Below are 25,353 nucleotides of genomic sequence, written 5' to 3' on the forward strand. Positions count from 1 at the left end.
TTGGCGGGGGAGGGCAAGTGCGGCATGGCGTGGAGCGTGAACCCGGTCGAGATCCTCGCGGCGCTGCTGGTGCTGATCAACATCGCGCTCGTGGCGAAGCGCAGCGTGTGGAACTATCCGTTCGGGATCGTGGCGGTGGCGCTCTACGCCTTCCTGTTTTTCGGGGCGAAGCTGTACAGCGACATGCTGCTTCAGGGATTTTTCCTGGTGCTCAACCTGTATGGCTGGGTCAACTGGCGGCGCTCGCAGGTCGATGCTGGCGAAGTGGTGGTGCTGACGCTTGGCTGGCCGGCACGAGCGGCGTGGCTGGCGGGATGCGGGGTGGCGATCTGGGGGTGGGGCGCGTTGATGCACCGATTCACGGACGCGTCGCTGCCGTGGTGGGACGCGGGGGTGGCGATCACCAGCGTGGCGGCGCAGCTGCTGCTCTCGCGGCGCATCCTCGAGAATTGGGTGCTGTGGATCGCGGTTGATGTGGTCGCGGTGCCGTTGTTCGCGGTGCGCGGGCTGTGGTTTACCGCGGGCGTCTATGTGGTGCTGCTGGGGCTATCGTTGTGGGGGCTGATCGACTGGCATCGCGCGTCGGCGCGGCATAGGGCGGTGGCATGACGTTTCGCACGATCTGCCTCCACGGCCCCGAGAGCACGGGCAAGTCGGCGATCGCGCCGCGGCTGGCGGCGTATCTGGGCGGCGAGGTGGTCGAGGAATATGGCCGCGAATATGCCGAGGCGCGCGGGACGGACTTCACGATGGGCGATCTGCTGGAGATCGCCAAGACGCATGATGCCGGGGTGCGGACCATGCTGGCGGCGGGGATCGAACCGCTGATCCTCGACACCGACCCGCTGATGACGGCGGTGTGGGCGGACATGCTGTTCGGGCAGCGCGATCCGTGGTTCGATGCGTGGCAGGGCATGGCGGACCTGTATCTACTGTTCGATATCGATTTGCCGTGGGTGGCGGACGGGACGCGGCTGTTCGGATCGCCGGACGCGCGACGGCGGTTCTTCGATCTGTCGCGGGCCGAGCTGGAGCGGCGCGGGGTGCGCTGGGCGCTGGTGCGCGGCGAGGGCGAGGCGCGGTGGGCGAGCGTGTTGCGGGCGGTCGAGGGCGTTTAAGGGATTTTCGTCACCGCCAGCCCGTCGCCATTCTTGCCGACGGTGATGCGGCGGAGCACTTTGCCCGCTTCGGCATCGATCTCGGCGACCTGATTGCGGGCGGTTTCGGCGGCGTAGAGGCGCTTGCCGTCCGCCGACCAGATCAGCGTGACCTGACCGGCCTCGGCACTGCCCGAGACGGGGAAGTTGCGCAGCACGCGGTGCGTCGCGGCGTCGATCAGCGTGACGCTGCCCTTGCCGATATTGCTGGTGGCGACGGTCTTGCCGTCGGGGCTGGCGATGACGCGGATCGCGTTGCCGTCTACGGTCAGCTCGGCGAGCTTTTCATGGGTGGCGGCGTCGAGCACGGTGAGGCGGGGCGCGTCGAGGTCGCCGACGAAGACCTTGCCGCCGGCGACCGCGATCCCCTCCGGCTTGCCGCCCACGGCGATGTCGGCGAGTTTGGCGTTCTTGATGAGGTCGAGCGCGGTGACCGTGCCCGAGCCGATATTGGCGACGAACGCCTTTTCCTCGCCGAGCAGTGCGACCATGTGCGAACCCTGCTGGCCGGTCGCGATCGAGGTGAGCTTGCCGTCCGGCTCGACGATCGCGACCGACTGGCTGGCTTCGGTGGTGGCGATCAGGCGCTCGCTTTTGGGCATCCAGAGCAGGCCGTGCGGGCGCTTGTTGGGGTCGAGCGCGATCGTCGCGATCTTGCCGAGCGGGTCGAGGTCGATGACGTCGATCGTCGTGCCGCCATAGGAAACCACCGCCGCCTGCGTGCCGTCGCCCATCACCGCGATCTCGTGCGGCTGGTTGCCGGTCGGGATCTTCGCCAGCTCCTTGCCAGTGGCGAGATCGTAGATGCCGAGCGTGTCCTCGCCCTTGTTACCGACCAGCAGCAGGTCGCGCGCCGTGGCGGGCGGGGTGCAGGCGGACAAGGCGATTGCGGCGAGGATCAGGCGGCGCATGGGTGTCTCCCGGTTGCGATGCCGGGAGGCTAGCGCGGTGGCGGCGAAAGAAAAGGGCCGGAGCGTCGCCGCCCCGGCCCATTTTTCATCGTGACGCCTTGATCAGCGGCGCGTGGCGGGCGGGGCCGCCGCGGCGGCATCGTCCGGCAGGCCGCCGAGCTGGTCGACCAGCTTGATGTACGCGTCGAGATAGGCGAGCACGATCACCTGGCCGATCTCGGTGTTCTGATAGCCGCCGCCGCCGGCCGCGGCGAAACCGCCCCACCAGCCGGCGCCGCCGCCCGCGCCGAAGCCGACATCGGTCTTGCGCGCATAGCCTTCGGTCAGCGCCTTTTCCTCGGTGGTGCGGGCATCGACCATCGAGAGGGTGACGCTGGCTTCCTTCTTGCTGATCTTCAGCCCGCCGGCGATCGCGCCGACGCCGCCGAGGATGCCGCCGCGGCGGCCGAGAATGCCGCCGATCGCGCCGCCCACGGCGCTGCCGCCCGAGTCACGGTTGCCCGAGACGATGTCGGGCTGGAGGAAATAGTCGGCGGTGCGGACCTGGCCCTTGCCGATGTTCTGGCCGCGCTGCATTTCGCCTTGCTCCTGCATCGCGCGCTCCATCGCGCGGCTCTGCATCGCGCGGCCGCGGTTGACGATGGTGAAGCAGCCCGATTGCTGGACGAACACCTTGAGCACCGCTTCCGGGCTGCCGAGGTTGAATTCGCGCCACCACTGATTGTCGGGCTCGACGATCGCAACGGTGCCGAGGTTGCGGGTGCAGCGCGGAATCTCGCGCTGGCCGCGCTCCTGGTCGCGGCGACCCGACGAGGCGCCCTTGGTGGTGCCGTCGCGATAGGTGCGGCCCGACGAGCTGGTCGCGGTCTGCGCCGAAGCGGCGATCGGGCCGGCCGCCATCGAGGCAAGCGCGGTGGCGGCGATGAGATTCCGAACGATACGCATGAAGTGATCCTCCCTTGTCGGGGCGGGATGTACGCCCCGTGGCATTGCCGGCGAATTTGCCGGAACAGGCCAACGCGAACAACTGATACGCTCTGACAGTGTGAAGGCTTGCGCCCTCCCCAGTGGCGTTAATACCAGAGGGGCAGGGCGGGCGTCATGCGAAAAACGCGGTTCAAGGCTCGATTTTGACGTGCTTCGCCTTGCCGCCGCGCACGGTCCACAGATCGCCGAAATCCTCATGCTTCAAATCCGCCGGGCGCTGGCCGCCGAGTTGCTGGACGAGGTCGGGCACGGTGTTGCTGTGGCCGACGATCAGCACCGGCTTTCCCGCCGCTCTGGCGCGGGCGACGATGGCGGGGGTGTCACGTGGGTCATAGGGTTCGGGCACGATGCCGCGGATAGCCGCCAGCGGGGCGGCGGTCTGGCGGGTGCGCTTGAAATCGCTGACATAGATCGCCGCGAGCTTCTTGCCGCGAAACCATTTGGCGAGCTTGTCCGCGCGCGCCGTGCCGGCGGGCAGAAGGTCGGGGTCGCGCTCGCCAGCGGGCGTGTCGTAATGGCGCGTGACATAGACCGGCGCAGCCTGCGGCGGCGCGAAGCCCGCGCAGAGCAGGGCGGCGAGGGCGGCAATCAGCAGGCGCATCAGGCGGCGACCGTCTGTTCCTTGGGCGGGCGCACGCGCGTTTCGCGAACCACCGCGTCATGGCCGCCGCGCGTCTCGTTGAACAGGCCGAGGCTTTCGAGCTCATCGGGATTGGGCGGGCTGATCGACACGTCCATGTAATCCCAGCGGTCTTGCGCCGCGAGCACCTTCTTGAGCACGCGCTTCTCCTGCCAGAAGCCGAAGGCGTAGCGGGCGATCTTGACCACGCTGCCGACCCAGTAGCGCGGGTAGAAGACCAGCGGGTTCTCGATCTTCATGCCCGGGCGGCGCGAGCGGCGGCGCTTCCGGCGGACGACGCCGCCTTCGAGCGTATGCACTTTCTCGTGACTGTAGAGCATGCGGAACTCGTTCATATATTGGAGCGCGCGGCGCGGACTGCCGTTCTTGCGGCGGGCGTGGCGCTTGGCCACCGTCTCCATATGATCCCAGGTGAAATAGGCGTCCCACGCCGCCTGATACGCATCCTCCCATTCCTCGTTCGACATTCTGGGGTGAGTCGAGACGCGGTGGTGCAGGTCGTATTTGTTGAGGTCGGGGTCCATCCACTCGCCCTTTTTGAGCTTGACGAGATGGTCCTCCGAACCCGGCAGCGGGGTGAGGATGAAGAATTCGAGGATATCGACCGGCAGCTCTTTCTTGATGATTTCGATATCGTGGAGGATCGACTCCTTGGTGTCGCCGGGGAAACCGAGGATATAGCCGGCGAGCAGGAAGCAGCCGCGCTCGTGCCACATCTGCATCATGTGGCGATATTCGGTGATCTTGTTCTGGCGCTTGTTGGCGGCGATCAGATTGTCGGGGTTGATGTTCTCGAGCCCGAGGAACACGCGCCACGCACCGGCTTTGGCCGCCTTGTCGATGAAGCCGGGGATGCGATGGCACATGGTGTCGACCTGAATCGTCAGGTGGACCGCCATCCCTTCCTCTTCCTTGAGGCGGATCAGCGTGTCGAAGAACGCTTCCCAGTCCTTGTTGCGCGCGAGATTGTCGTCGGTGACGAAATAGGCCTTGATCCCCTGCGCGTAATTCTCGCGGATCATCAGCTCGAGGTCTTCGGGCGAGCGGAAGCGGCTCTTGCGGCCTTGGACGTTGATGATCGTGCAGAAGCTGCACTGGAACGGGCAGCCGCGGCCTAGGTCGAAGCTCGACCAGGGGGCTGAGGTCTTGATCGATTCGGCGGGCAACCAGGGCGTGGGGGCGCCGGCGATGCTCGGCAAGTCGTTGATATAGTTATAGACCGGCTTGAGATCGTCGTTCCAGGCATCGCGGAAGACCTGGTCGAGCCGGCCTTCCTCGGCCTCGCCCGCGAAGATCGAGCAGCCGATGTCGAGCGCTTCCTGGATTTCCGGGGGGATATCCTTGAGCATCGACAGGCAGCCCGAGACGTGGAAGCCGCCGATCACGACTTGCAGTCCCTCGTCGCGGAACTCGCGCGCGAGGTCGAGCGCGTGGGGATATTGGTTCGACTGCACGCCGACCAGCCCGATCAGCGTCTTTGCGCCGCGGCGGCGGGCGTCGCGGGCGATCTTTGCTGGATCGATATGGGTGTTGCACTCGTCGATCGGAGTCAGGTTGATCCTGACATCCGGACCGAGCACCTGCCGTCGCGTCGCGTCGCGGCCGAGGCCGTTGAGCGCGGCGAGCGAATTCGAGGGCAGGACAGTGCGAAACCACACGATCGGGTAGCCGTCATCGTCATAGTGCGTCGGCTTGATCATGATGAAGTCGAAGTCGGTGGGCGTCGTCATGTCATGTCCCCCTGATGTCGTTACCGTAACGTCATTCCGCGGCTTCCGCAAAGGCTGGTTGCAGTGGCTATGTCTTTGTCAGATCGAGGAAAGTCAGCGCGTTACGAGTGGCCGCGCCGCTGATCGTGTTGTCGAACACCACCCAGCGTTCGCCGACCGCCGCGCGTACCTTGCCGAGCCACGCCGCCAGCGCGGCGTCGTCATAGGGGGAGCGGTAGATTTGCGGCGACCCGTGCAGGCGAAAATAGGTGAGGCCGGTCCAGCCGCCCGGCTCCCCAGCGACCGGCGCCGGTGCGGGATCGGCAGCGGCGCGGGCGATGCGGTGCGCGGTAAGCAGCGCCTCGGCCTGCGGCTCGAACCAGCTCGCGTGGCGCGGTTCGAGCACGACCGGGCCGCCGGCAGTGGCGGCGAGCCGGGTGAAGAAGCGGTCCGCGAGCGCCGCGTCGAACGCGAAGCTTCGCGGAAGCTGAACGAGGATCGGCCCGCGCTTTTCGCCGAGTCCGCCGGCTTCCTCGGCGAAGCGCGTCAGCAGCGCGTCGCAATCGGCCAGCCGCGCTTCGTGCGTGATCGCCTTTGGCAGCTTGACGGCGAAGCGAAAGTCCGCCGGCACGCTCGCCGCCCAGCGTTCATAGGTGGCGCGTTTGTGCGGGCCGTAGAAGCTCGAATTGATCTCGGTGGCGTTGAGACGGCCGGCATAGCGTTCGAGATTGCTCGCGCCCGCCGGGAAACGGTCGCGCACGTCGCGCGGGAGCGCCCAGGCGGCGGTGCCGATGTACAGCCTCATGCCGCACAAGCGCATCGTGGCGCGGGGGGTTCCTGCGCCGCCATCCCCCTGCTAAGCGCGCGCCATCATGGCCACCGACCTTTCCCGTATCCGCAATTTTTCGATCATCGCCCATATCGACCACGGCAAGTCCACGCTGGCCGACCGGCTGATCCAGCGCACCGGCGGGCTGACCGCGCGCGAGATGTCCGAGCAGGTGCTCGACAATATGGACATCGAGAAGGAGCGCGGCATCACGATCAAGGCGCAGACCGTGCGCCTCGACTGGAAGGGGCCGGACGGGCTGGATTACGTCCTCAACCTGATGGACACGCCGGGGCATGTCGACTTCGCCTATGAGGTGAGCCGGTCGCTGGCGGCGTGCGAGGGCGCGCTGCTGGTGGTGGATGCTGCGCAGGGCGTCGAGGCGCAGACGCTCGCCAACGTCTATCAGTCGATCGAGCACGACCATGAGATCGTGCCCGTCATCAACAAGATCGACCTGCCCAGCGCCGAGCCAGAAAAGGTGCGCCACGAGATCGAGGAAGTGATCGGCATCGACGCCTCGAACGCGGTGCTCGCCTCGGCCAAGGCGGGGATCGGGATCGAGGAGATCCTGAACGCGGTGGTCGAGCGGATTCCGGCGCCGAAGGGCGACGCCAGCGCGCCGCTCAAGGCGATGCTGGTGGATAGCTGGTACGACCCGTATCTCGGCGTCGTCATCCTTGTCCGCGTGATCGACGGGATGATCAGGAAGGGCCAGCAGATCAAGTTCATGGCCGCCGGGACGACGCATCTGGTCGACCGCGTCGGCGCGTTCCGGCCCAAGATCGAGCAGCTGCCCGACCTTGGCCCGGGCGAGATCGGCTTCATCACCGCGCAGATCAAGGAAGTGGCGCAGGCGCGCGTCGGCGACACGCTGACCGACGCCAAGCGGCCGGCGCTGGAGGCGTTGCCGGGCTTCAAGGAAGTGCAGTCGGTGGTGTTCTGCGGGCTGTTCCCGGTCGATGCCAATGACTTCGAGAAACTGCGCGAGAGCATTTCGAAGTTGCGATTGAACGATGCCAGCTTCTCGTTCGAGATGGAGACGTCGGCGGCATTGGGCTTCGGCTTCCGCTGCGGGTTCCTGGGCCTGCTGCATCTGGAGATCATTCAGGAGCGGCTGACGCGCGAGTACGATCTCGACCTGATCACCACCGCGCCGTCGGTGGTGTACCAGATCGAGCTGACGCATGGCGGCGGGCATATCGAGCTGCACAATCCCGCCGACATGCCCGAGCCGAACAAGATCGAGAGCATCGCCGAGCCGTGGATTCAGGCGGTGATCTATGTCCCCGACGAATATCTCGGCTCGATCCTGAAGCTGTGCCAGGACCGGCGCGGGATCCAGAAAAACCTGACCTATGTCGGCGGGCGAGCGCAGGTGACCTATGAGCTGCCGCTCAACGAGGTGGTGTTCGATTTTTACGATCGACTGAAGTCGTTGTCGAAGGGCTATGCCAGCTTCGATTACGAGCAGATCGGCTATCGCGAGGGCGATCTGGTGAAGATGGGCATCCTCGTCAACGAGGAGCCGGTCGATGCGCTGAGCATGATCGTCCACCGCGCCACCGCCGAGGTGCGCGGGCGCGGGATGGTCGAGCGGCTCAAGGAGCTGATCCCGCGCCATCTGTTCAAGATCCCGATCCAGGCGGCGATCGGCGGCAAGGTGATCGCGCGCGAGACGATCAGCGCGATGCGCAAGGACGTGACCGCGAAATGCTATGGCGGCGACGCGACGCGCAAACGCAAGCTGCTGGAGAAGCAGAAGAAGGGCAAGGCGAAGATGCGCGAATATGGCTCGGTCAGCATCCCGCAGGAGGCGTTCATCGCCGCGCTGCGGATGGGCGAGGAATAGCGCGTCAGAGTCTGACCGTGGTTTGGGACGGCGCACCGGGGCATTGAATGGCCATGCGGTGACGCATCATCCCCTCCTGACTTCGGGGCGCCCCGGCGAGAGCCGCGGCGCCCCTTTTTTCGTGCCAAGTCGGATGCAACGAAAGTTAACCCTTTTACGCCCCCTTAACCCTGCTCGCTTACGTCCTCTTCAAGGAATTTAGGGGGAACCGGCCTTGCGCATTCTGATCGTGGACGACGAACCGGGGATGCACCAATCCTATCGCCAGTGCTTCAAGAGCACCGGCGGGGAAAAGGCAGCCGCGCTCGACGCGATGGCGGCGGAGCTGTTCGGCGACGACGAACCCGTCGAGGCGCCCGCGGGCGAGCTGTCGTTCGAGGCGACGCATTGCATGCAGGGACTCGAGGGCGTCGAGGCGGTCGCGGCCTCGCTGGAGAGCGGCGAGCGCTATGCGGTGGCGTTCATCGACGTGCGCATGCCGCCGGGCATCGACGGGAAGGAGACCGCCAAGCGAATCCGCGCGCTCGATCCCGACATCAACCTCGTCATCGTCACCGGCTATTCCGACTTCTCGCCGCTGGAAATCAGCCGCGAGGCGGGGCCGGCGGACAAGATCTTCTACATCGCCAAGCCGTTCCAGGTCGAAGAGGTGGTGCAGACCGCGACGGCGCTGAGCAAGCGCTGGGAAGTCGACCACGCGCTGGCGGCGGCGATGGTGACGCTGGAGGCGCAGAAGGCCGAGCTCGCCGCGAACGAGAGCAAGGCGACGCATCTCGCCAATCACGACAGCCTGACCGACGCGCCCAACCGGCTCGCCTTCATGCGCGCGCTGACCGAGCATGTGCGTGGCCCCGACACGTTCGCCATGGCGATGATGGACCTCGACCGGTTCAAGCTGGTCAACGACACGTTCGGCCATGTCGCCGGCGACGAGTTGATCCGCATGGTGTGCGAAGTGGTGCAGGATTGCGTCACCGACGGCTTTGTCGCGCGGCTGGGCGGCGACGAGTTCGCGATGCTGATGAAGGTCGGCGGCGAGGGCGAGGCGGTCGAGACGGTCGAGAAGCTGCTGAAATGCTGCGCGACGACGTTCACGGTGTTCGGCCATTCGGTGCAGGGTTCGGCTTCGGCCGGCCTCGTCATCGTCGAGCCGGGCATGCAGCATGACCCGATCGACGTGATGCGCCGCGCTGACCTGGCGCTCAACGAAGCCAAGAAATCGGGCCGCGGCGTGGTGCGCGTGTTCGACGAGAGCATGGACGAATCGATCCGCTTCCGACGCCAGATCGAGGGCGGGCTGAGCCAGGCGATCGCCAATGGCGAGCTGCGGCTGGTCTATCAGCCGATCGTCGCGCGTGAGCAGATGGAAGTGGTGGCGTTCGAGGCTTTGCTGCGCTGGAACAGCCCGCAATATGGTCAGATCTCGCCCGGCCTGTTCATCCCGATCGCCGAGGAATCGAACCTGATCCACGAGCTGGGCGACTGGGTGCTCGACGAGGCGCTCAAGATGCTGGCGCAGTGGCCGGGGCAATATGTGTCGGTGAACTTCTCGCCGCGCCAGTTTCGTCGTCAGAATTTCGTCGGCCATGTCGTCGAGCGGGTGCAGCATGCCGGGATCGAGCCGGGCCGGCTGCAGATCGAGATCACCGAGACCGCGATCTTCGACAATGCCGAGCGCGCCGCCGACACGCTCTACCGGCTGCGCCAGATGGGCTTCCGCATCGCGCTCGACGATTTCGGGACGGGCTATTCGAGCCTCTACAATATCCGCAAATTCGCGCTGGATTGCCTGAAGATCGACCGCAGCTTCATCGACGGCATGGGCCGCGAGCGCGAGAGCGCGGCGATCGTCCATTCGATCATCCATCTCGGCCATGCGCTGGGGCTGGAAGTGGTGGCCGAAGGCGTCGAGACCGAAGCGCATCTGCAGGCGCTGCGCGTCGCCGGGTGCAGCCACTATCAGGGCTATTATCTCGCACGGCCGCTGGAGGCCGCGGTCGCGGTCGAGATCGCCAATGAGCGGTATATGGAGCCGGTGATCGAGCAGGCCACGGCGAGCAACGGCACGCACGGATAATGGCGAAAAGGCGCGCCGCATGGACGCGGCTGCGTGGCCGCATTCCCCGCTCGCTCGGCGCGAAGCTGGTCGCGATCCTGACCGGGATCGGGCTGCTCGGCGCGGGCGCGGTGACCTTGCTGCTCGCACTCGTCATCACACCCAATTTCGACCGGCTGGAGCAACAGGCGGTCGAGGGGCATATCGAACGCACGCGCGCGGCGCTGACCGAATATGCATCCAAGGTGCAGGCGTCGGTGCGCGACTATGGCGACTGGAACGAGAGCTACGACTATATGGGCGCGCCCAACCGCGCGTTCGAGGAGGATAGCTTCGCGACCTCGGCGATGGTCAATCTCGGCGTCAACGGCATGGCTTATGTGACGCCCGCCGGGAAGGTGGTGATCGCGCGCTGGCTCGATATCGGGACGGGCAGGGACCAGCCGGCGATGCGCGGGCGGATGCTCGACGCGATCGGGCGGATCGATTTCGGCAAGGCGCTGGCGAAGGACAATTCGGCGAGCTTCTATGTGCGGCTGGGCGACCAGATCGCGGCGTTCGGCGTGGCGCAGGTGCGGCGCACCGACGGCAGCGGGAGCCCGCGCGGGCATGTGGTGATGGCGCGCCTGATCAGCTCGCAGCAATTGTCCAATTTGCTGCAGCTTCAGGCGAAGCTCGACGTGCCGCATCCGGTGCCCGACGCGACGGTGATCCGCCATAACGGCACGATGGCGGTCGCGGTGCCGGTACGCGGGCCGGACGGCGTGCCCGTGGCGAGCGCGACCTATGATGTGCACCGCGACCTGTCGGCGCTCGGCCGTTCGATGCTGACGCTGGCGGTGGCGGGCACGACGCTGCTGTTGCTGGTGGTGATGGCGGTGCTGAGCTGGATGATCGTGCGGCTGGTGCTGCGCCCCTTGAACCGCGTCGAGCGGCATATGGGGCTGGTGCGTCAGTCGGGCAATCTGACGCCGTTCGTCGATACGCCGCGGCAGGACGAGATCGGGCGGATGGTCGGCAGCTTCAACGCGATGCTGAGCCAGCTCAAGGATCTGCGCGAGCAGGTCGAGGCGCAGTCGTTCAAGCTCGGCCAGTCGGAGAGCGCGGTGGCGGTGATGCACAATGTGCGCAACGCGCTGAACCCGATCAGCACCGTGCTGAGCCAGGGGCTGGCGCAGGCCCCGGCAGCGGACAAGGCGCTGCTCGACCGTGCGTTGGCGGAACTGGCCGACGAGGGCATTCCCGCGGCGCGGCGGCAGAAGCTTGCTGCGTTCGTTGCTGCAGCATTTGAGGGCGAAGCTCAGGCGCGCACGACCCGCAAGGGGCAGATGGAGATCGGCCGCGACGCGCTGCACAATGTCCTCGAGATCATCGGACGGCAGCAGGAGCAGGCGCACGAGCGGCCGCCGCTCGACACCTGCGACGTCACCGATGTCGTCGCGCGCAACGCGACGATCGCGCGCTATTCGGGCGCGAGTTCGATCGCCTTCCACTTCCCGTCCAAACCGCATTGGGTGCAGGCGAACCGTGTGCTGTTGAGTCAGGTGATCGGCAACCTGTTCGCCAACGCCGCCGAGGCGATCACCGCGACCGGGCGGGACGGGGGCAGCATCGCGGTGACCATCCACCAGAAGGACGGTCATGTCGAAGTGCTGATCCGCGACGATGGCGAGGGGTTCGATCCGGAAGCGGCGTCCCAGCTGTTCCAGCGCGGCTTTTCGACGCGCGCCAGCAAGACCGGCGGGCTGGGGCTGCACTGGTGCGCCAACTCGATGCTGTCGATGGGTGGCAGTCTGACGCTGAAGAGCGAGGGCAAGGGCTATGGCGCGCGGGCGGTGCTGACATTGCAGGCGTCGGACGCGATGCGCGCGGAAGCGGCGGCCTGAGGCGTCAGGCTTTGTCTCTGTTGGGTTCAGCCAGAGCCATCTAGATCGTCGCGATGCTGTTCCGCTTGTCGCTTGCTGCTGCACTGGCCGCTACCGCCTTGCCCGCCACTGCCTGTTCGGTCGTGCAGGGGTATCGCATTCCGAGCACGCTCGAACTGACCCAACGAGCCGATGCGATCGTGCTCGCGCGCGTCGAAGGCGGTGTGGCGGCAAGACCTTCAGCACGGGATGAACGACTGACGCTGGCGCTGATCCTGTCACTGAAAGGCCAGAGCCTGCCGCTCCGCATCACGATGCCGGGCTGGCTGGAAGCGGGACCTGCGAAGGCGACGCGGAGCGACCCGGCCGAGTTGGCGCAGGCCAATCCCGATGCGTTCAGTGGCGCGTGCAACCGTTACATCTTTGCCAAGGGCATGACGCTGCTGCTGTTCCTGACCAAGCGCGATGGCGAATGGCAGGCGATCAGCGCGCCGTTTGCGCGCACCGCAGAGGACGTGCCGTCGCTCGACGCGCGCTGGGTCAAGGCGGTGCGGGAATATGTCGCCATCGCCGCTTTGCCCGAGGCGGCGCGACGCGCGCGGCTGGTGGCGCGGCGCGATTTGCTGCGCAGCAAAGGCGATGCGGACTCGCGCGCGATTGCTGCGGACATGGACCGCGAACTGGCCGGACCACGCAAGCCGTTGCGCGAGCCGTTGCCGCCTATGCCCTAACGCCCCCAGCCCGCCTTGCGCGCCGGCGTCACCGCGTCCTTGCGCCGTAGATAGGGCGCGACGAGGTTGCGGGCGCGGAAGAACTCCTGGCGGTCGGCTTCGAGCGTGTCGAAATTACCGATCACGCGGCGGCAGGCGTCGCTGCGGCACTGGCAGATCATGTGCCAATTGGATTGCGCGAGCGTGGTCGAATAGTCCCAGCTGATCTCGTCGCCGCTGGCGATGTCGCGGATCGCGACCAGGATCACGCCGTCCTCGGTAAAGCGCAGCCCGGCATTGGGGTCGCAGCTGTGGTTGACGAGATCGTCGAGCTGGCCGGACGGCCCCATATAATGGTCGGGCGTCACCTGCACGAAGCGGTCGTCGCTGCCGCGCATCAGGCTGGGGATCTCGTTGGTGCGGAAGCGGCGGCCGGTGAAGCGCATCAGCTCCGCGCCCTCGGCGAAGCGCACCGTCGCATAGACCGCCTTGCCGAGATGGTTCTCGCCCACCGCGAACAGGTTGCGGCTGTGGCGGTAGCGGTCGAGGATCAGGAAGCCGCCGCGCTTCCAGCCAAGCGAGCGCAGCGGGTTGATCGTGGCGAGGCCGATCATGAACCAGATGCTGGCGTGGCAGGCCAGTTCGACGAAGATATAGGCGAGCTCGTCGGTGCCGGTGCCGCCGGCGCGCACCGCGACGAACAGCGTGGCGAGGTCGCCGATCGTCCACAGGCCCCAGGCGGGCGAGCGCTCGCGGCTGCGGTCCTGCCAGACGCTCGCCCAGGTCGGCCAGAAGCTGACCGGTACGGCGGCGACGACCAGCATGTGCGCCCAAAAGGCTTCGCGGAAGGCGACCCACAGGATCAGGGCGACGAGGCAGGCCGCCATGCAGAAGGCCTCGATCGTGGTCGGCGGCGCCCAGCTCGACCGGCGCCACAGCGCGAGCGTGACGGCGATGCAGCAGATTGCGGAGAGCAGGAACACCCAGCCCTGCGGCGCACCGGGATTGACCGCGTAATAGGTCAGCGCCTCGATCGAGGCCGACGCGCTCCAGATCAGCCAGGAGGCGCGATTGGGCTGGACGATCTGCCGGCGCAGGCCGAGCAGATAGACTCCATAGGCCGCGAAGCTGAAGCTCATCGCGATCAGGAACCAGATATCGGTCGTCACTCGGCCCCCCTTATGTGAAGAGCCGTTTACCTTGTTTATTTACCGTCGTCAAAGCACGACTCGTGGTGACTCCACGAGTCGCGGCGAATCAGCGGGGATGGCGAGCGACGAGTTCGAGCACCGAATCGGCGAGTTCGCGGCGGCAGATGAGCAGGTCGGGGATGCTGGTCGAGGCCTCGTTGTAATGCAGCGGGGCGCCGTCGATGCGGCTCGCGTGCAAACCGGCGGCGAGCGCGACCGCGACCGGTGCGCAGTTGTCCCATTGATGCTGGCCGCCCGAATGGAGGTAGATTTCCGCTTCGCCCAGCACGACCGCCATTGCCTTCGCCCCGGCCGAACCCATGCCGATCGGGGTTGCGGGCAAGGCTTGCGCGACCGCGGTGCAAAGCTGGCTGGGCCGGGTGCGGCTGACCAGCATGCGCGGCGGCGTGGCCGCGGGCGGCAGCGGTGGTAGCGCGTCGCTGACCAAGGTGATGCCGCGGCGGGGAAGGGCGACCGCACCGACCGCGGGCGCACCGTCGATCGCGAGCGCGATATGCACGGCCCAGTCGTCGCGGCCTTCCGCGAATTCGCGCGTTCCGTCGAGCGGGTCGACGATCCATACGCGGCGCGACGACAGCCGCGCGGGATCGTCCACCGATTCCTCGGACAGGATCGGGTCGTCGGGCCGTGCGCTGCGCAGCATGTCGAGGATCAGCCGGTTGGCCTCACGATCGCCACGCGCACCGTCCGCGCCCTCGTCCTGCACGCGCAGCAATAGCGCGCCCGCCGCATCGGCGATGTCGCGCGCGAGTTGCGCGTCGGTCATGCGTCGGCCCCGCTCATCGCCGTCAGAGTACCGGCGACCAGACGCCGAGGATATGCTCGATGATCAGTTCGGCAGCCTGTTCAGGCGTGATACGTGACGTGTCGATGCGGATTTCGGGGGTTTCCGGCGCCTCATAGGGGCTGGAGATGCCGGTGAAGTTCGCGATCTCGCCGGCGCGGGCCTTTTTGTAGAGGCCCTTCACGTCGCGGCGCTCTGCCTCCTCGAGCGGGGTGTCGATGAAGATCTCGAAGAACTCGCCATCGGGGATCATGCTGCGCACCATTTCGCGCTCGGCGCGGAACGGCGAGATGAAGGCGGTGAGCACGATCAGCCCGGCATCGGTCATCAGCTTGGCGAGCTCGCCGACGCGGCGGATGTTCTCCACGCGGTCGGCGTCGCTGAAGCCGAGGTCGCGGTTGAGCCCGTGACGGACATTATCGCCGTCGAGCAGGAAGCTGTGCTTGCCCATCGCGTGCAGCTTTTTCTCGACCAGATTGGCGATGGTCGACTTGCCCGAGCCGGACAGGCCGGTGAACCACAGCAGGCGCGGCTGCTGGCCCTTTTGCGCGGCATGGAGGTCGCGCGTGATCTCGACCGCCTGCCAATGCACATTCTGCGCCCGGCGCAGCGCGCGGCGGATCATGCCGGCGGCGACGGTGGCGTTGGTCAGCTTGTCGATGAGAATGAAGCCGCCAAGGTCGCGATTAACCTCGTAGGGCTCGAACACGATACCGCGGTCGGTGGCGATCTCGGCAACGCCGATGTCGTTGAGGTTGAGCGTCTTGGCCGAAAGCTTGGCCAGCGTGTTGACGTCGATTGCGTGCTCGGGCTCGCGGATCGAGACGCTGACCGTCTGCGTGCCGAGCTTGAGCCAATAGCTGCGGCCCGGGAGCAGCGGCGTCTGGTCCATCCACACGATCGTCGCGCTGAACTGGTCGGCGACCTCGGGCGGTTCGGCGGCGGCGACGATGACGTCGCCGCGCGAACAATCGACCTCGTCAGCAAGCGTGAGCGTGACCGACTGATCAGGGCCGGCCTGCGCAAGGTCGCCGTCGAAGGTGACGATGCGGCTGACCGTGCTGGTGCGGCCCGAAGGCAGGATGCGCACCTGATCGCCGGGCTTCACCGAGCCGCTGGCGATCGTGCCGGCAAAGCCGCGGAAGTCGAGATTGGGGCGGTTGACCCACTGCACCGGCAGGCGGAACGGGCGCGTGTCGCCAGCCACGCCGACCGGCACCGTTTCGAGATGCTCGATCAGCGCGGGGCCGGTGAACCACGGCGTATTGGCGCTGAGCGCGGTGATGTTGTCGCCCTTGAACCCCGAGATCGGGATGGCGGTGAAGTCGTCGATGCCGATGCTGGTGGCAAACTCGCGATAGTCGGCGACGATCCCGTCGAACACAGACTGGTCATAGCCCACCAGATCCATCTTGTTCACCGCCAGCACGATGTGGCGGATGCCGATCAGGTGCGCGAGATAGGAGTGGCGGCGCGTCTGGGTGAGCACGCCCTTGCGCGCGTCGATGAGGATGACGGCGAGGTCGGCGGTCGATGCGCCCGTCACCATGTTGCGGGTATACTGCTCGTGGCCCGGCGTGTCGGCGACGATGAACTTGCGCTTTTCGGTCGCGAAGAAGCGATAGGCGACGTCGATCGTGATACCCTGCTCGCGCTCGGCGGCGAGGCCGTCGACCAGCAACGCGAAGTCGATCTCCTGCCCCTGCGTGCCGACTTTCTTGCTGTCGGCCTCGAGCGCGGCGAGCTGATCCTCGAAGATCATCTTGCTGTCGTAGAGCAGGCGGCCGATCAGTGTAGACTTGCCGTCATCGACGCTGCCGCAGGTGATGAAACGCAGCAGCGACTTCGACTGATGCTGCGCCAGATACTCGGCGATATCGGTCGCGATCAGATCGTCGGGGCGGTAGGAGGAGGTCATCAGAAATAGCCCTCCTGCTTCTTCTTCTCCATCGACGCGGCCTGATCGTGGTCGATCGCGCGGCCCTGGCGTTCGCTGGTGGTGGTCAGCAGCATTTCCTGAATGACGTCGTCCAGCGTCGCGGCCTCGCTTTCGACCGCACCGGTGAGCGGATAGCAGCCGAGCGTGCGGAAACGGACCGAACGCGTGACCGGCGTCTCGCCGTTGAGTGGGAAACGCTCGTCATCGACCATGATCGTCAGGCCGTCGCGCACCACGGTCGGGCGCGGCGCGGCGAAATAGAGCGGCACGATCTCGATCCCCTCGGCGCGAATATATTGCCAGATGTCGAGCTCGGTCCAGTTGGAGAGCGGGAAGACGCGGATGCTCTCGCCCTTCGCCTTCTTGGCATTGTAGAGCCGCCACAGCTCGGGGCGCTGCGCTTTGGGGTCCCAGCGGTGGCTGGCCGAGCGGAAGCTGAACACGCGCTCCTTGGCGCGGCTCTTCTCCTCGTCGCGCCGCGCGCCGCCGAACGCCGCGTCGAAGCCATATTTGTCGAGCGCCTGCTTGAGCCCTTCGGTCTTCCACAGATCGGTATGCAGCCCGCCATGATCGAACGGATTGATCCCGCGCGCCTCGGCTTCCGGGTTCTTGTAAACAAGTAGCTCCATCCCCGCCTCGCGCGCGGCGCGGTCGCGCAGCGCGTACATGTCGCGGAATTTCCAGGTCGTATCGACATGGAGCAGCGGGAAGGGCGGCGGGGCGGGGAAGAACGCCTTCTTGGCGAGGTGAAGCATCACCGCGCTGTCCTTGCCGATCGAATAGAGCATCACCGGGCGCTCGGCCTCGGCCACGACCTCGCGCAGGATATGGATGCTCTCGGCTTCGAGCCGGGAAAGATGGGTAAGCGACTGCATGGGCGGCGATCTAGTGAGCGCGAAGCCCATGCGCGATCTAGATAAAGTTTAGGCCGCCCCAGCCGGCCATCATCCCCCTTGCGTTACCCCTTGCCGATGCCGACCAGTTCGAACCCGGCGCGCAGTGCTTCGCCGGCGGGGTAGATGTTGCGCAGGTCGACCAGCAGCGGGCGGTTGAGCAGGCCCTTCATGCGGGTGAGGTCGAGCGCGCGGAACTCGTCCCATTCGGTGACGATGACCAGTGCGTCGGCGCCGTCCGCGGCGGCATAGGGGCTGGCGGTGAACTCGACATCCTTGAGCATTTTCCGCGCCTGTTCGACGCCCTCGGGATCGTAAGCCTTCACGATCGCGCCGGCGTCCTGCAGCGTTTGGATCACCGCGATCGACGGCGCGTCGCGCATGTCGTCGGTGTTGGGCTTGAAGGTGAGGCCGAGGATCGCGACGGTCTTGCCGCGCACCTCGCCACCCATCGCCTTGATCACCTTGCGGCCCATCGCGCGCTTGCGGCTGTCATTGACCTGCACCGTCGCCTCGACGATGCGCAGCGGCGTCTCGGCGTCGTCGGCGGTCTTGAGCAGCGCGAGCGTGTCCTTGGGGAAGCACGAGCCGCCATAGCCGGGGCCGGCGTTGAGGAACTTGCGGCCGATGCGGTTGTCCATGCCGATGCCACGCGACACCTCCTGCACGTCGGCGCCGACCGCCTCGCACAGATCCGCAATCTCGTTGATGAAGGTGATCTTGACCGCGAGGAAGGCGTTGGCAGCGTATTTGATGAGCTCGGCGGTGCGGCGGCCGGTGAACATCACCGGGGCGGACTGGTTGAGCGAGAGCGGGCGGTAGATGCCGCGCATCACCTCGCTCGCGCCTTCGTCCTCGCTGCCGACGACAACGCGGTCGGGCCGCTTGAAGTCCTCGATCGCGGCGCCCTCGCGCAGGAATTCGGGGTTGGAGACGACCGTGATGCCCTTATCCGGCGCGATTCGCGCGACGATCCGCTCGACCTCGTCGCCGGTCCCGACCGGAACGGTCGACTTGGTCACGATCACCGCCGGGCCGTCGAGCGCCGCGACGATCTCCTCGGCGGCGGCGAAGACGTAGGAGAGATCGGCATGGCCGTCGCCGCGGCGGCTCGGCGTGCCGACCGCGATGAACACCGCGTCGGCGCCCTTGACGCCCGCCGCGAGATCGGTGGTGAAGGCGAGGCGGCCGGCCTTGACGTTCGAGGCGACCAGCTCGGCCAGCCCCGGCTCGTAGATCGGCATCACATTCTGGTGCAGCAATTCGATCTTGCGCGCGTCCTTGTCGACACACACCACGTCATGCCCGAAATCCGAAAAACACGCCCCCGACACCAGGCCCACATAGCCCGTACCGATCATCGCTATGCGCACGAACAAGTCCCTTTCGATCGCAGACTGGGCGCGGTTTAGCGGAATGGCGATCTACGGCAAGGGCGGCCGCGGCAGGCATAAAAAAACGCGCTATCCCAGCAGGATGCGCGTCGATCTCAGTGGGGAGAACAGCCCGGACGAGTGCTACGCGGAGCCTAAGCGCCGCGCCGACTGTCCGGGCTAAAGAAGGTTACCAGGGGCGAAGGCCTTCGCCGTAGGTCTCTTCCTGAAAGAAGACGAACATTAATATTCTCCCATTGCACGCGTCTCGCGCGCCAAAATGGGTTAACCTAAAATTAATGCTGAATCAACTGTTAACGTTCCATAGTGAACAAACTGCTGCTCGCAGCGAGGGTTTCGTCCTTAAGGGTTCCTTCAAGTCTGGCCGTTATCGCGGTGGAGATGTCCGAGCGTGCCGACCTCTCCGCTGCGCAGAATCCGCCTCCGCGGATGCCGATCACGGCTGCCGGTTTACCAATGGGTCTGGACGCGCCGGCAAGCTTTCCACGAGCGCGTGCAGGACTTGGGGCGCGGGGTGCGATGTCGCGTTCGACGGCCGCCAACGGCCTGTGGCGCGCGCTGGCGCTGTGCGAAGTCGCCAATTTCCAGTCGCTCCGCCGCCACCTCGGCCGGCCGCGTGCCGACACGCTGGTTCTCGACATCGCCGACCGCATTCTGGAAGCCGAGCCGACGCTGCGCGTGTCGGCGGCCGGGCGTGCGCTGGTCGAGATTGGCTTCGAAGCCGAATCCGCCGAACAGGCGACGGCAGTGATCGAAGGTCTTTGCCGCATCTTTTCGCGGTCGCTCGACATTGATGGCGAACGGCATGTCGTGCAGCTGCGCTGGGGCCTGGCGACGATGCCGGCGGGCGAGGATGACGATGTCCGCCTGACCGAAGCGGCGGAGCAGGCGCTCGAACAGGCACGTAGCGAGGCGCGCGTGGTGACGCTGGACCTGTCCAGTGCCGACGCGACGCTCGACCGGGTCAGCCTGATGCGCGAACTGCCGCGCGCGATCATCTCGGGACAGCTGTTCCTGCAATATCAGCCCAAGGTGAATGTGCGGCGCGAGGCGGTGACCGGAGCCGAGGCGCTGGTCCGCTGGCGCCATCCGGTGCGCGGCCTGATCCTTCCGGGCGATTTCATCGCCGCGGCGGAAGAATGCGGCGAAATCGCCGGTCTGACGATCTGGACGCTGCGCCAGGTGATCGCGGATCAGCAGGTAATGCGCGCGCACGGGCACGACATGCCGGTGTTCATCAATATCTCCGGCGTGCTGCTGGCCGATGACGCGTTCGTCAACGAAGCGTGCCGGATCGTTCAGGACTCGGGCGCCAAGATCGGGTTCGAGATCACCGAGACCGCAGTGATCCGCGATCCCGACAGCGCCATCGCGCATCTGCAACGCTTTTCCGACATCGGCATTCCGCTGGCGATCGACGATTATGGCGCTGGCCTGTCGTCGCTGGCCTATCTCAAGCAGCTGCCGGCGACCGAGCTGAAGATCGACAAAATGTTCGTGATGCAGCTGACGTCGAGCAACCGCGATCCGCTGATCGTGCGCTCGACCATCGATCTGGCACACGCGCTGGAGATGGAAGTCACCGCCGAGGGCGTCGAGACGCCCGCCGCGCTGGCGCTGCTGAGCGTGATGGGCTGCGACATGGTTCAGGGCTTCCTGATCAGCCGTCCGATCGCGCTCGACGCGTTCGTCCGCTTCCTCGACGAAGAGGGGCACAAGGCGGTGTCGGCGGTGCGGCCGAGCTTCATGCGGCCCGACGGATTCTGGCGCAAGAGCGGCTGATGCGTCGTTCGCTGACGATCCTGGCGCTCGCCGCCGCTTTTGCCATTGCCCTTCCTGCTGCCGCTCAGCAGCAAGCGGCCGACGCGCTGAACGAGCGTGCCAAGGCCGCGATGATGTCCGAGCCGCCGCAGGCGCTCGCACTGGCGACTCAGGCCGAGCAGCGTGCAGCGACGATCGGGGACGTGACCGCCCGCAACCGCACCGCGGCCACCGCGCTCTGGTTGCAAAGCGAAGCGCTGATCCGGTCGCGCGACGCCAAGGCGGCGGCGCCGCGGATCACCAGGGCGCTCCGGCTGATCGGCGGCGCGTCGGGGCCGAGCAAGCTGCGCGGCGACCTGTTGCTGGCGCGGGCTGGCGTGCAGCAATCGCAGGCGCGACCCGCCGAGGCGCTGGCGTCGCTTCAGGAAGCCTTCCGGATTTTCGGCGAGGTCAACGAAAAGCGCAGCCAGTCGATCGCGCTGCAGACGATGGCGATGCTGTACACCGACGCCATCGATCTCGCGAGCGCCGACAAATATCTCAAACAGGCGGCGGAGATTTATGAAGGCGATCCGCAGCTCCTGCTGTTCCTCTACAACAACCGTGGCAACGTGCTGCTGCAGATGGAGCGGGCGACCGAGGCCACGGCGCAATATCGCCGCGCGCTGAACGTTGCGCGAACGCTGGGCAGTGAGACGGTGCTGCCGCCGATCCTGGCCAATCTGGCACGCTCGCTGATGGTCGAGAACAAGCTCGACGAGGCGGACACGGTCATCAGCGAGGGGCTGGCGATCATCCGCCGCAGCGGCAAGGGCTCAGAAGCGCGGCTGCTCACGCTGGCCGCCGATTCGGCCTACCGTCATCGCGATCTTCCGCGCGCGCGGGCACTGATCGAGCGCAGCTTCGTCGGGGTCAATCTCGCCGAAACGCCGATCGCGTTCCGCGACGCGCATCTGACCGCGTACAACATCTACAAGGCGCTCGGTGACGACGCGCGGGCGCTCCCGCATCTCGAACGCGTGCGCAAGCTCGGTGACGACACGGCGAAGCTTGCCACCACGACCAGCACGGCGCTGATGGCGGCGCGGTTCGACTATGCCAATCAGGAACTGCGCATCGCGAACCTGAAGGCCGAAGAACTGCGCAAGGCGGCCGAGTTCCAGCGCACGATCTTCCTCGGACTGGGCGGCGCGACGCTGGTGATCATCGTGCTGCTGAGCATCGGCCTGTTCACGATCCGCCGCAGCCGAAACCAGGTGCGTGCGGCCAACACCGAACTCAACCAGACCAATGTGGCCCTCGAAAAGGCGTTGAAGGCCAAGACCGAATTCCTGGCGACGACCAGCCACGAGATCCGCACGCCATTGAACGGCATCCTCGGCATGACCCAGATCATGCTGCGTGACCCTGCGGTGCCGGCGGCGACGCGCGACCGGCTGGGGATCGTGCATGGCGCGGGCATGACGATGCGCGCGCTGGTCGACGACATTCTCGACGTCGCCAAGATGGAGACGGGCAATCTGACCGTCGAGCTTGCAGCGACCGACCTCCACGCCACGCTGCGCGACGTGACGCGGATGTGGGACGAGCAGGCGCGCGCCAAGAATGTCGGGTTCAAGCTCGATTTCGCCGACGCGCCGCGCTGGATCGAGACCGACAGCGGTCGGCTGCGCCAGATGCTGTTCAACCTGCTGTCGAACGCGGTCAAGTTCACCGAAGCCGGCGAGATTGGCGTGCGCGCGGTGGCCGAGGGCGAACGGCTGCGGCTGGCGGTGTCGGACAGCGGCATCGGCATTCCAGCCGATAAGCATGAGGAAATCTTCGAATCCTTCAAGCAGGCGGATTCGGGCACGACGCGCAAGTTCGGCGGCACCGGGCTTGGTCTGGCGATCGTGCGCAATCTCGCGCATGCGCTGGAAGGCGAGGTCGCCGTCGCCAGCGTGGAGGGTCAGGGGACCACCTTCACCGTCGATCTGCCGCTCAAGCTGGTCGAGGCGCCAGCCGGTAGCGATGCGGAAACGCAAGGCGGCGAGACGATCGTCGTGCTCGACAAGAACCCGATCGCGCGCGGCATGCTGCGCACCATGTTCACGCCGAAATTCGCTGCGGTCGAGTTCGCCGCTACCCCGGACGAGGCGATCGATCGCGTGCCCGACGACCAGCCTACACTTCTGCTCGCGGACGAGGCGACGCTGAAGTCCGCGGGCGAGGATGCGGTCGCGGTGCTTGCCGCACTGGTCGAGCGAGCCAAGCAGAAGGGTGCGCGCACGGCGGTGCTGTGGGCCAAGCCGGATGAGGAAATGATCGCCGCCCTGAACGGCACCGGCGTCGGCACGATCGTCGCGAAACCCGTTGCAGGCCCGGCACTTATCGAGGCGCTGATTGCCGGCGCGCAAGAAAATCATCGTCGCAGTGGAGACGGTAAGCTTGAATCGCAGGCGGCTTAGAGCGATAGCACACATATGACCTCACGGCCCCGCAATCTGGCGACGATCCGCCAATGAATATCCTGTTCATCGAGGATGATCCGATGAACCGGCGGGTCGTTCGCGACATGCTCGACGTCGCCGGGGCGAACATGGCGGAAGCCGAGCATGCCGAAGCGGGGCTCAAGCGGATCGACGAAGAGGATTTCGACGTCATCCTGGTCGATCTGCGCATGCCGGGCATGGACGGGATCGAAGCGATCGAGCGCATCCGTGCGCGCGGCGATCAGAAGGCCGAGCTGCCGGTGATCGTGGTAACCGCTGACACTGCCGTGGACCTGCGCGAACGCTGCATGACGGCGGGCGCCGACGAGGTGCTGTTCAAGCCGGTGGCGATGGACGATCTGTTCGACACGATCGGCCGCGTGCTGGCACAGCGCAGCGGCGACGGGATGCTGATCTAGCTTTTGCCGGATCGGCGGGCGGGCTGGCGCCGCCAACCAATCAATATGTCTGGATCGGCATGTTGATCCAGGGATGTTCCCTGAACCATTTGGTGATGATGTACTTGACGCCTTTCACCACCGGCGTGCCCTCGTGCAGCGTCGCCGGGTTGGGCGCGCCGTCGGGCTTCATGTTGTTCCAGGCGAGCAGCAGGCCGCGCTTGGGCGCGACGCGGACGCCGGCCTGGGGGAACCAGGTCGCGCCGCCTTCTTCGACATCGTTGAGGTAGATCATCGCCGTCCAGGTGCGCTGGCCGCCCGACGCCTTCATCGCCGCCCAATAATCCTGATTCTCGGCGAACCAGTCATAATGCGCGCGGAATTGCTGGCCGGGGGCATAGCGCTGCCCTTGCATCGTCTCGCCATGTTCGGGCGGCACGCCGATCAGATTGGCCATGCGCTCGTCGATCGGGCGCACTTCCGGCGACCAACGGTCGAGATCGCAGCTCTCACTGGTGCGGAAATAGGGGTCGTCGGACGCGGCGAGCAGGGTCGATGGTCGGCGGTTGGTGTCGATCAGCCGGATCAGCGTGTCGCAGTCGCGGTCGTCGAGGAAGCCGGGATAATAATAGACCTGCGCATTCTCGACCTTGGCCTTGCGGATCGCGGGATTGGCCTCGAGCCGGGTGGCGACCTGGGCCGAGACGCGCGCACGGGCAAGCGAGCCGCCGCCGATCGGGGGTTTCTTCGCGAAGATGCTCATCGCGCGGCAATTTGCCGAGGAGCCGCGGAAACGCAAGAGGCCCGGCCGTTGCCGGCCGGGCCTCCCGTGCGTGACTTCGGGCAATCGCTTACCAGAAGATGTCGTACTCGACGTCGATCACCTCACCGGTCTCGATATCGACCAGCAGCGCATCGTTGTAATAACGCACCCAGCGATACGGGCCATAGGCCGGCGGCAGGCGGTAGTAGAACGGATCGTTGATCCAGTAGCTCGGCGAGAACAGCATCGAGCCCAGGGTCAGGCCGATCGAGAAACGCCGGTAGCCGTAATTCCACCCCGACGGCGCATAGTAGCGCGGCAGGCGATAGACGTTGCGGTTGTACTGGCGATAGCTGCCCCAGTCGTAGCGGCGGTCCTGACGCCAGCCGCGGCTCCAGTCGCGCGTGTCGCCACGCCGATACTGCTGCTGACCGCTGTAGCGACGCTGCCCGTCATACTGGCGCTGTCCATCATAACGGCGCTGGCCGTCATACTGGCGCTGGCCATCGTAGCGGCGTTGTCCGTCATAGCGGCGCTGGCCATCGGCCTGACGCTGGCCCTGCCAGTCGCGGCGCTGGCCGTCGGCCTGACGCTGCTGGCTCCAGTCGCGGCGCGGCTGCTGCTGGATCTGCGGTGCAGCCTGCTGCTGCGGCGCCTGATATTGGCGCTGCTGACGATCGCCGCCGCTCCACTGGCGCTGCGGACGCTCGCCGCCGCTCCACTGGCGCTGACGGTCGCCGCCGCCACTCCACTGACGCTGCTGCGGCTGGGCCTGTACCTGCGGTTGAGCCTGCTGCTGTTGCGGCGCCTGAGCCTGACGCTGCTGGCGCTCGCCGCCACTCCACTGGCGCTGCGGACGCTCGCCGCCGCCCTGACGGGCTTCGCCGCCGCCGCGGCCGCGCCACTGACCGCGCTCCTGCGCGGACGCCGCCACCGGGGTCAAAATGGTCGCACCGATCAGCGCGGCCAGGATAAACTTCTTCATTTGTGTCCTCCGCTCCCGGCAGAGCGCCGGCATTCAGA

The 25,353-nt window shown here is 66.3% G+C and carries 22 protein-coding genes; 10 read left to right on the forward strand and 12 right to left on the reverse strand.

Annotated elements, in window-relative coordinates; translation table 11 throughout:
* Positions 1–609: a nicotinamide riboside transporter PnuC gene (pnuC, locus tag M9978_RS00605; RefSeq protein ID WP_367305025.1), complete on the forward strand. Its 609-nt coding sequence runs from the start codon at positions 1–3 to the stop codon at positions 607–609.
* Positions 606–1,118: an AAA family ATPase gene (locus M9978_RS00610; protein ID WP_254290852.1), complete on the forward strand. Its 513-nt coding sequence runs from the start codon at positions 606–608 to the stop codon at positions 1,116–1,118. The genes pnuC and M9978_RS00610 overlap by 4 nt, the downstream gene beginning before the upstream one ends.
* On the opposite strand, the gene M9978_RS00615 is transcribed toward M9978_RS00610, so the two are convergent.
* The 5 genes from M9978_RS00615 to M9978_RS00635 all read right to left on the reverse strand — a co-directional run bounded on the left by M9978_RS00615 (position 1,115) and on the right by M9978_RS00635 (position 6,209).
* Positions 1,115–2,068: a YVTN family beta-propeller repeat protein gene (locus tag M9978_RS00615; RefSeq protein ID WP_254290853.1), complete on the reverse strand. Its 954-nt coding sequence runs from the start codon at positions 2,066–2,068 to the stop codon at positions 1,115–1,117. The genes M9978_RS00610 and M9978_RS00615 overlap by 4 nt on opposite strands.
* A gap of 102 nt (positions 2,069–2,170) precedes the next feature.
* Complete coding sequence (locus tag M9978_RS00620; RefSeq protein WP_254290854.1) at positions 2,171–3,013, reverse strand: CsgG/HfaB family protein; 843 nt, start codon at positions 3,011–3,013, stop codon at positions 2,171–2,173.
* Between the two features lie 172 nt (positions 3,014–3,185).
* Entirely contained in the window at positions 3,186–3,656 is a 471-nt protein-coding gene (locus M9978_RS00625) for a phosphoglycerate mutase family protein (protein ID WP_254290855.1), read from the reverse strand.
* Positions 3,656–5,425: a B12-binding domain-containing radical SAM protein gene (locus tag M9978_RS00630; RefSeq protein WP_254290856.1), complete on the reverse strand. Its 1,770-nt coding sequence runs from the start codon at positions 5,423–5,425 to the stop codon at positions 3,656–3,658. Before M9978_RS00630 ends, M9978_RS00625 begins: the two co-directional genes overlap by 1 nt.
* A 67-nt stretch (positions 5,426–5,492) precedes the next feature.
* The gene (locus tag M9978_RS00635; RefSeq protein ID WP_254290857.1) at positions 5,493–6,209 is read right to left on the reverse strand and encodes a DUF72 domain-containing protein; all 717 of its coding nucleotides are present in this window, start codon (positions 6,207–6,209) and stop codon (positions 5,493–5,495) included.
* 67 nt (positions 6,210–6,276) lie between these two features.
* Here M9978_RS00635 and lepA point away from each other — a divergent pair, with 67 nt between their 5' ends.
* From lepA to M9978_RS00655, 4 genes are all read left to right on the forward strand, one after another.
* Positions 6,277–8,085, forward strand: a complete 1,809-nt coding sequence (lepA, locus tag M9978_RS00640) for a translation elongation factor 4 (RefSeq protein WP_254290858.1) — start codon at positions 6,277–6,279, stop codon at positions 8,083–8,085.
* A 214-nt stretch (positions 8,086–8,299) separates the two neighbouring features.
* A complete protein-coding gene (locus M9978_RS00645) occupies positions 8,300–10,162 on the forward strand; it encodes an EAL domain-containing response regulator (RefSeq protein WP_254290859.1) in 1,863 nt (620 codons plus the stop codon).
* A complete protein-coding gene (locus tag M9978_RS00650; RefSeq protein ID WP_254290860.1) occupies positions 10,162–12,027 on the forward strand; it encodes a sensor histidine kinase in 1,866 nt (621 codons plus the stop codon). The genes M9978_RS00645 and M9978_RS00650 overlap by 1 nt, the downstream gene beginning before the upstream one ends.
* 53 nt (positions 12,028–12,080) lie before the next feature.
* Positions 12,081–12,737, forward strand: a complete 657-nt coding sequence (locus M9978_RS00655) for a hypothetical protein (protein WP_254290861.1) — start codon at positions 12,081–12,083, stop codon at positions 12,735–12,737.
* On the opposite strand, the gene M9978_RS00660 is transcribed toward M9978_RS00655, so the two are convergent.
* The 5 genes from M9978_RS00660 to M9978_RS00680 form a co-directional block, all read right to left on the reverse strand.
* Positions 12,734–13,885 (reverse strand): SET domain-containing protein-lysine N-methyltransferase, encoded by a 1,152-nt coding sequence (locus M9978_RS00660; RefSeq protein ID WP_254290862.1) that lies wholly within the window; start codon positions 13,883–13,885, stop codon positions 12,734–12,736. The genes M9978_RS00655 and M9978_RS00660 overlap by 4 nt on opposite strands.
* An 88-nt stretch (positions 13,886–13,973) precedes the next feature.
* On the reverse strand, positions 13,974–14,693 hold the full coding sequence (locus tag M9978_RS00665; RefSeq protein WP_254290863.1) for a 3'(2'),5'-bisphosphate nucleotidase CysQ: 720 nt from the start codon (positions 14,691–14,693) through the stop codon (positions 13,974–13,976).
* 22 nt (positions 14,694–14,715) lie between these two features.
* A complete protein-coding gene (gene cysN / locus M9978_RS00670) occupies positions 14,716–16,629 on the reverse strand; it encodes a sulfate adenylyltransferase subunit CysN (RefSeq protein WP_254290864.1) in 1,914 nt (637 codons plus the stop codon).
* A complete protein-coding gene (gene cysD, locus M9978_RS00675; protein ID WP_254290865.1) occupies positions 16,629–17,525 on the reverse strand; it encodes a sulfate adenylyltransferase subunit CysD in 897 nt (298 codons plus the stop codon). Before cysD ends, cysN begins: the two co-directional genes overlap by 1 nt.
* An 83-nt stretch (positions 17,526–17,608) precedes the next feature.
* Positions 17,609–18,916 carry a UDP-glucose dehydrogenase family protein gene (locus M9978_RS00680; protein WP_254291295.1) on the reverse strand — a complete coding sequence of 436 codons (1,308 nt, stop codon included), beginning with the start codon at positions 18,914–18,916 and terminating at the stop codon, positions 17,609–17,611.
* A 43-nt stretch (positions 18,917–18,959) separates the two neighbouring features.
* Between M9978_RS00680 and M9978_RS00685 the strand changes: the two genes are divergently transcribed.
* The 4 genes from M9978_RS00685 (at position 18,960) to M9978_RS00700 (ending at position 23,588) form a co-directional block, all read left to right on the forward strand.
* Positions 18,960–19,100, forward strand: a complete 141-nt coding sequence (locus M9978_RS00685; protein WP_254290866.1) for a hypothetical protein — start codon at positions 18,960–18,962, stop codon at positions 19,098–19,100.
* 356 nt (positions 19,101–19,456) lie between these two features.
* Positions 19,457–20,719 carry a GGDEF domain-containing phosphodiesterase gene (locus tag M9978_RS00690; RefSeq protein WP_254290867.1) on the forward strand — a complete coding sequence of 421 codons (1,263 nt, stop codon included), beginning with the start codon at positions 19,457–19,459 and terminating at the stop codon, positions 20,717–20,719.
* Positions 20,719–23,145 (forward strand): ATP-binding response regulator, encoded by a 2,427-nt coding sequence (locus tag M9978_RS00695; protein WP_254290868.1) that lies wholly within the window; start codon positions 20,719–20,721, stop codon positions 23,143–23,145. Before M9978_RS00690 ends, M9978_RS00695 begins: the two co-directional genes overlap by 1 nt.
* Positions 23,146–23,198: 53 nt before the next feature.
* Positions 23,199–23,588, forward strand: coding sequence for a response regulator (locus tag M9978_RS00700; protein WP_254290869.1), 390 nt, complete (start codon positions 23,199–23,201; stop codon positions 23,586–23,588).
* A 40-nt stretch (positions 23,589–23,628) separates the two neighbouring features.
* Here M9978_RS00700 and M9978_RS00705 read toward each other — a convergent pair whose 3' ends face one another.
* Both M9978_RS00705 and M9978_RS00710 read right to left on the reverse strand, forming a co-directional pair.
* A complete protein-coding gene (locus M9978_RS00705; RefSeq protein ID WP_254290870.1) occupies positions 23,629–24,330 on the reverse strand; it encodes a 2OG-Fe(II) oxygenase in 702 nt (233 codons plus the stop codon).
* 88 nt (positions 24,331–24,418) lie between these two features.
* On the reverse strand, positions 24,419–25,315 hold the full coding sequence (locus M9978_RS00710; protein ID WP_254290871.1) for an RcnB family protein: 897 nt from the start codon (positions 25,313–25,315) through the stop codon (positions 24,419–24,421).
* Positions 25,316–25,353 lie beyond the last annotated feature (38 nt).

The sequence above is a fragment of the Sphingomonas tagetis genome (assembly GCF_024211275.1).
GTDB classification, from domain to species: Bacteria; Pseudomonadota; Alphaproteobacteria; order Sphingomonadales; family Sphingomonadaceae; genus Sphingomonas; species Sphingomonas tagetis.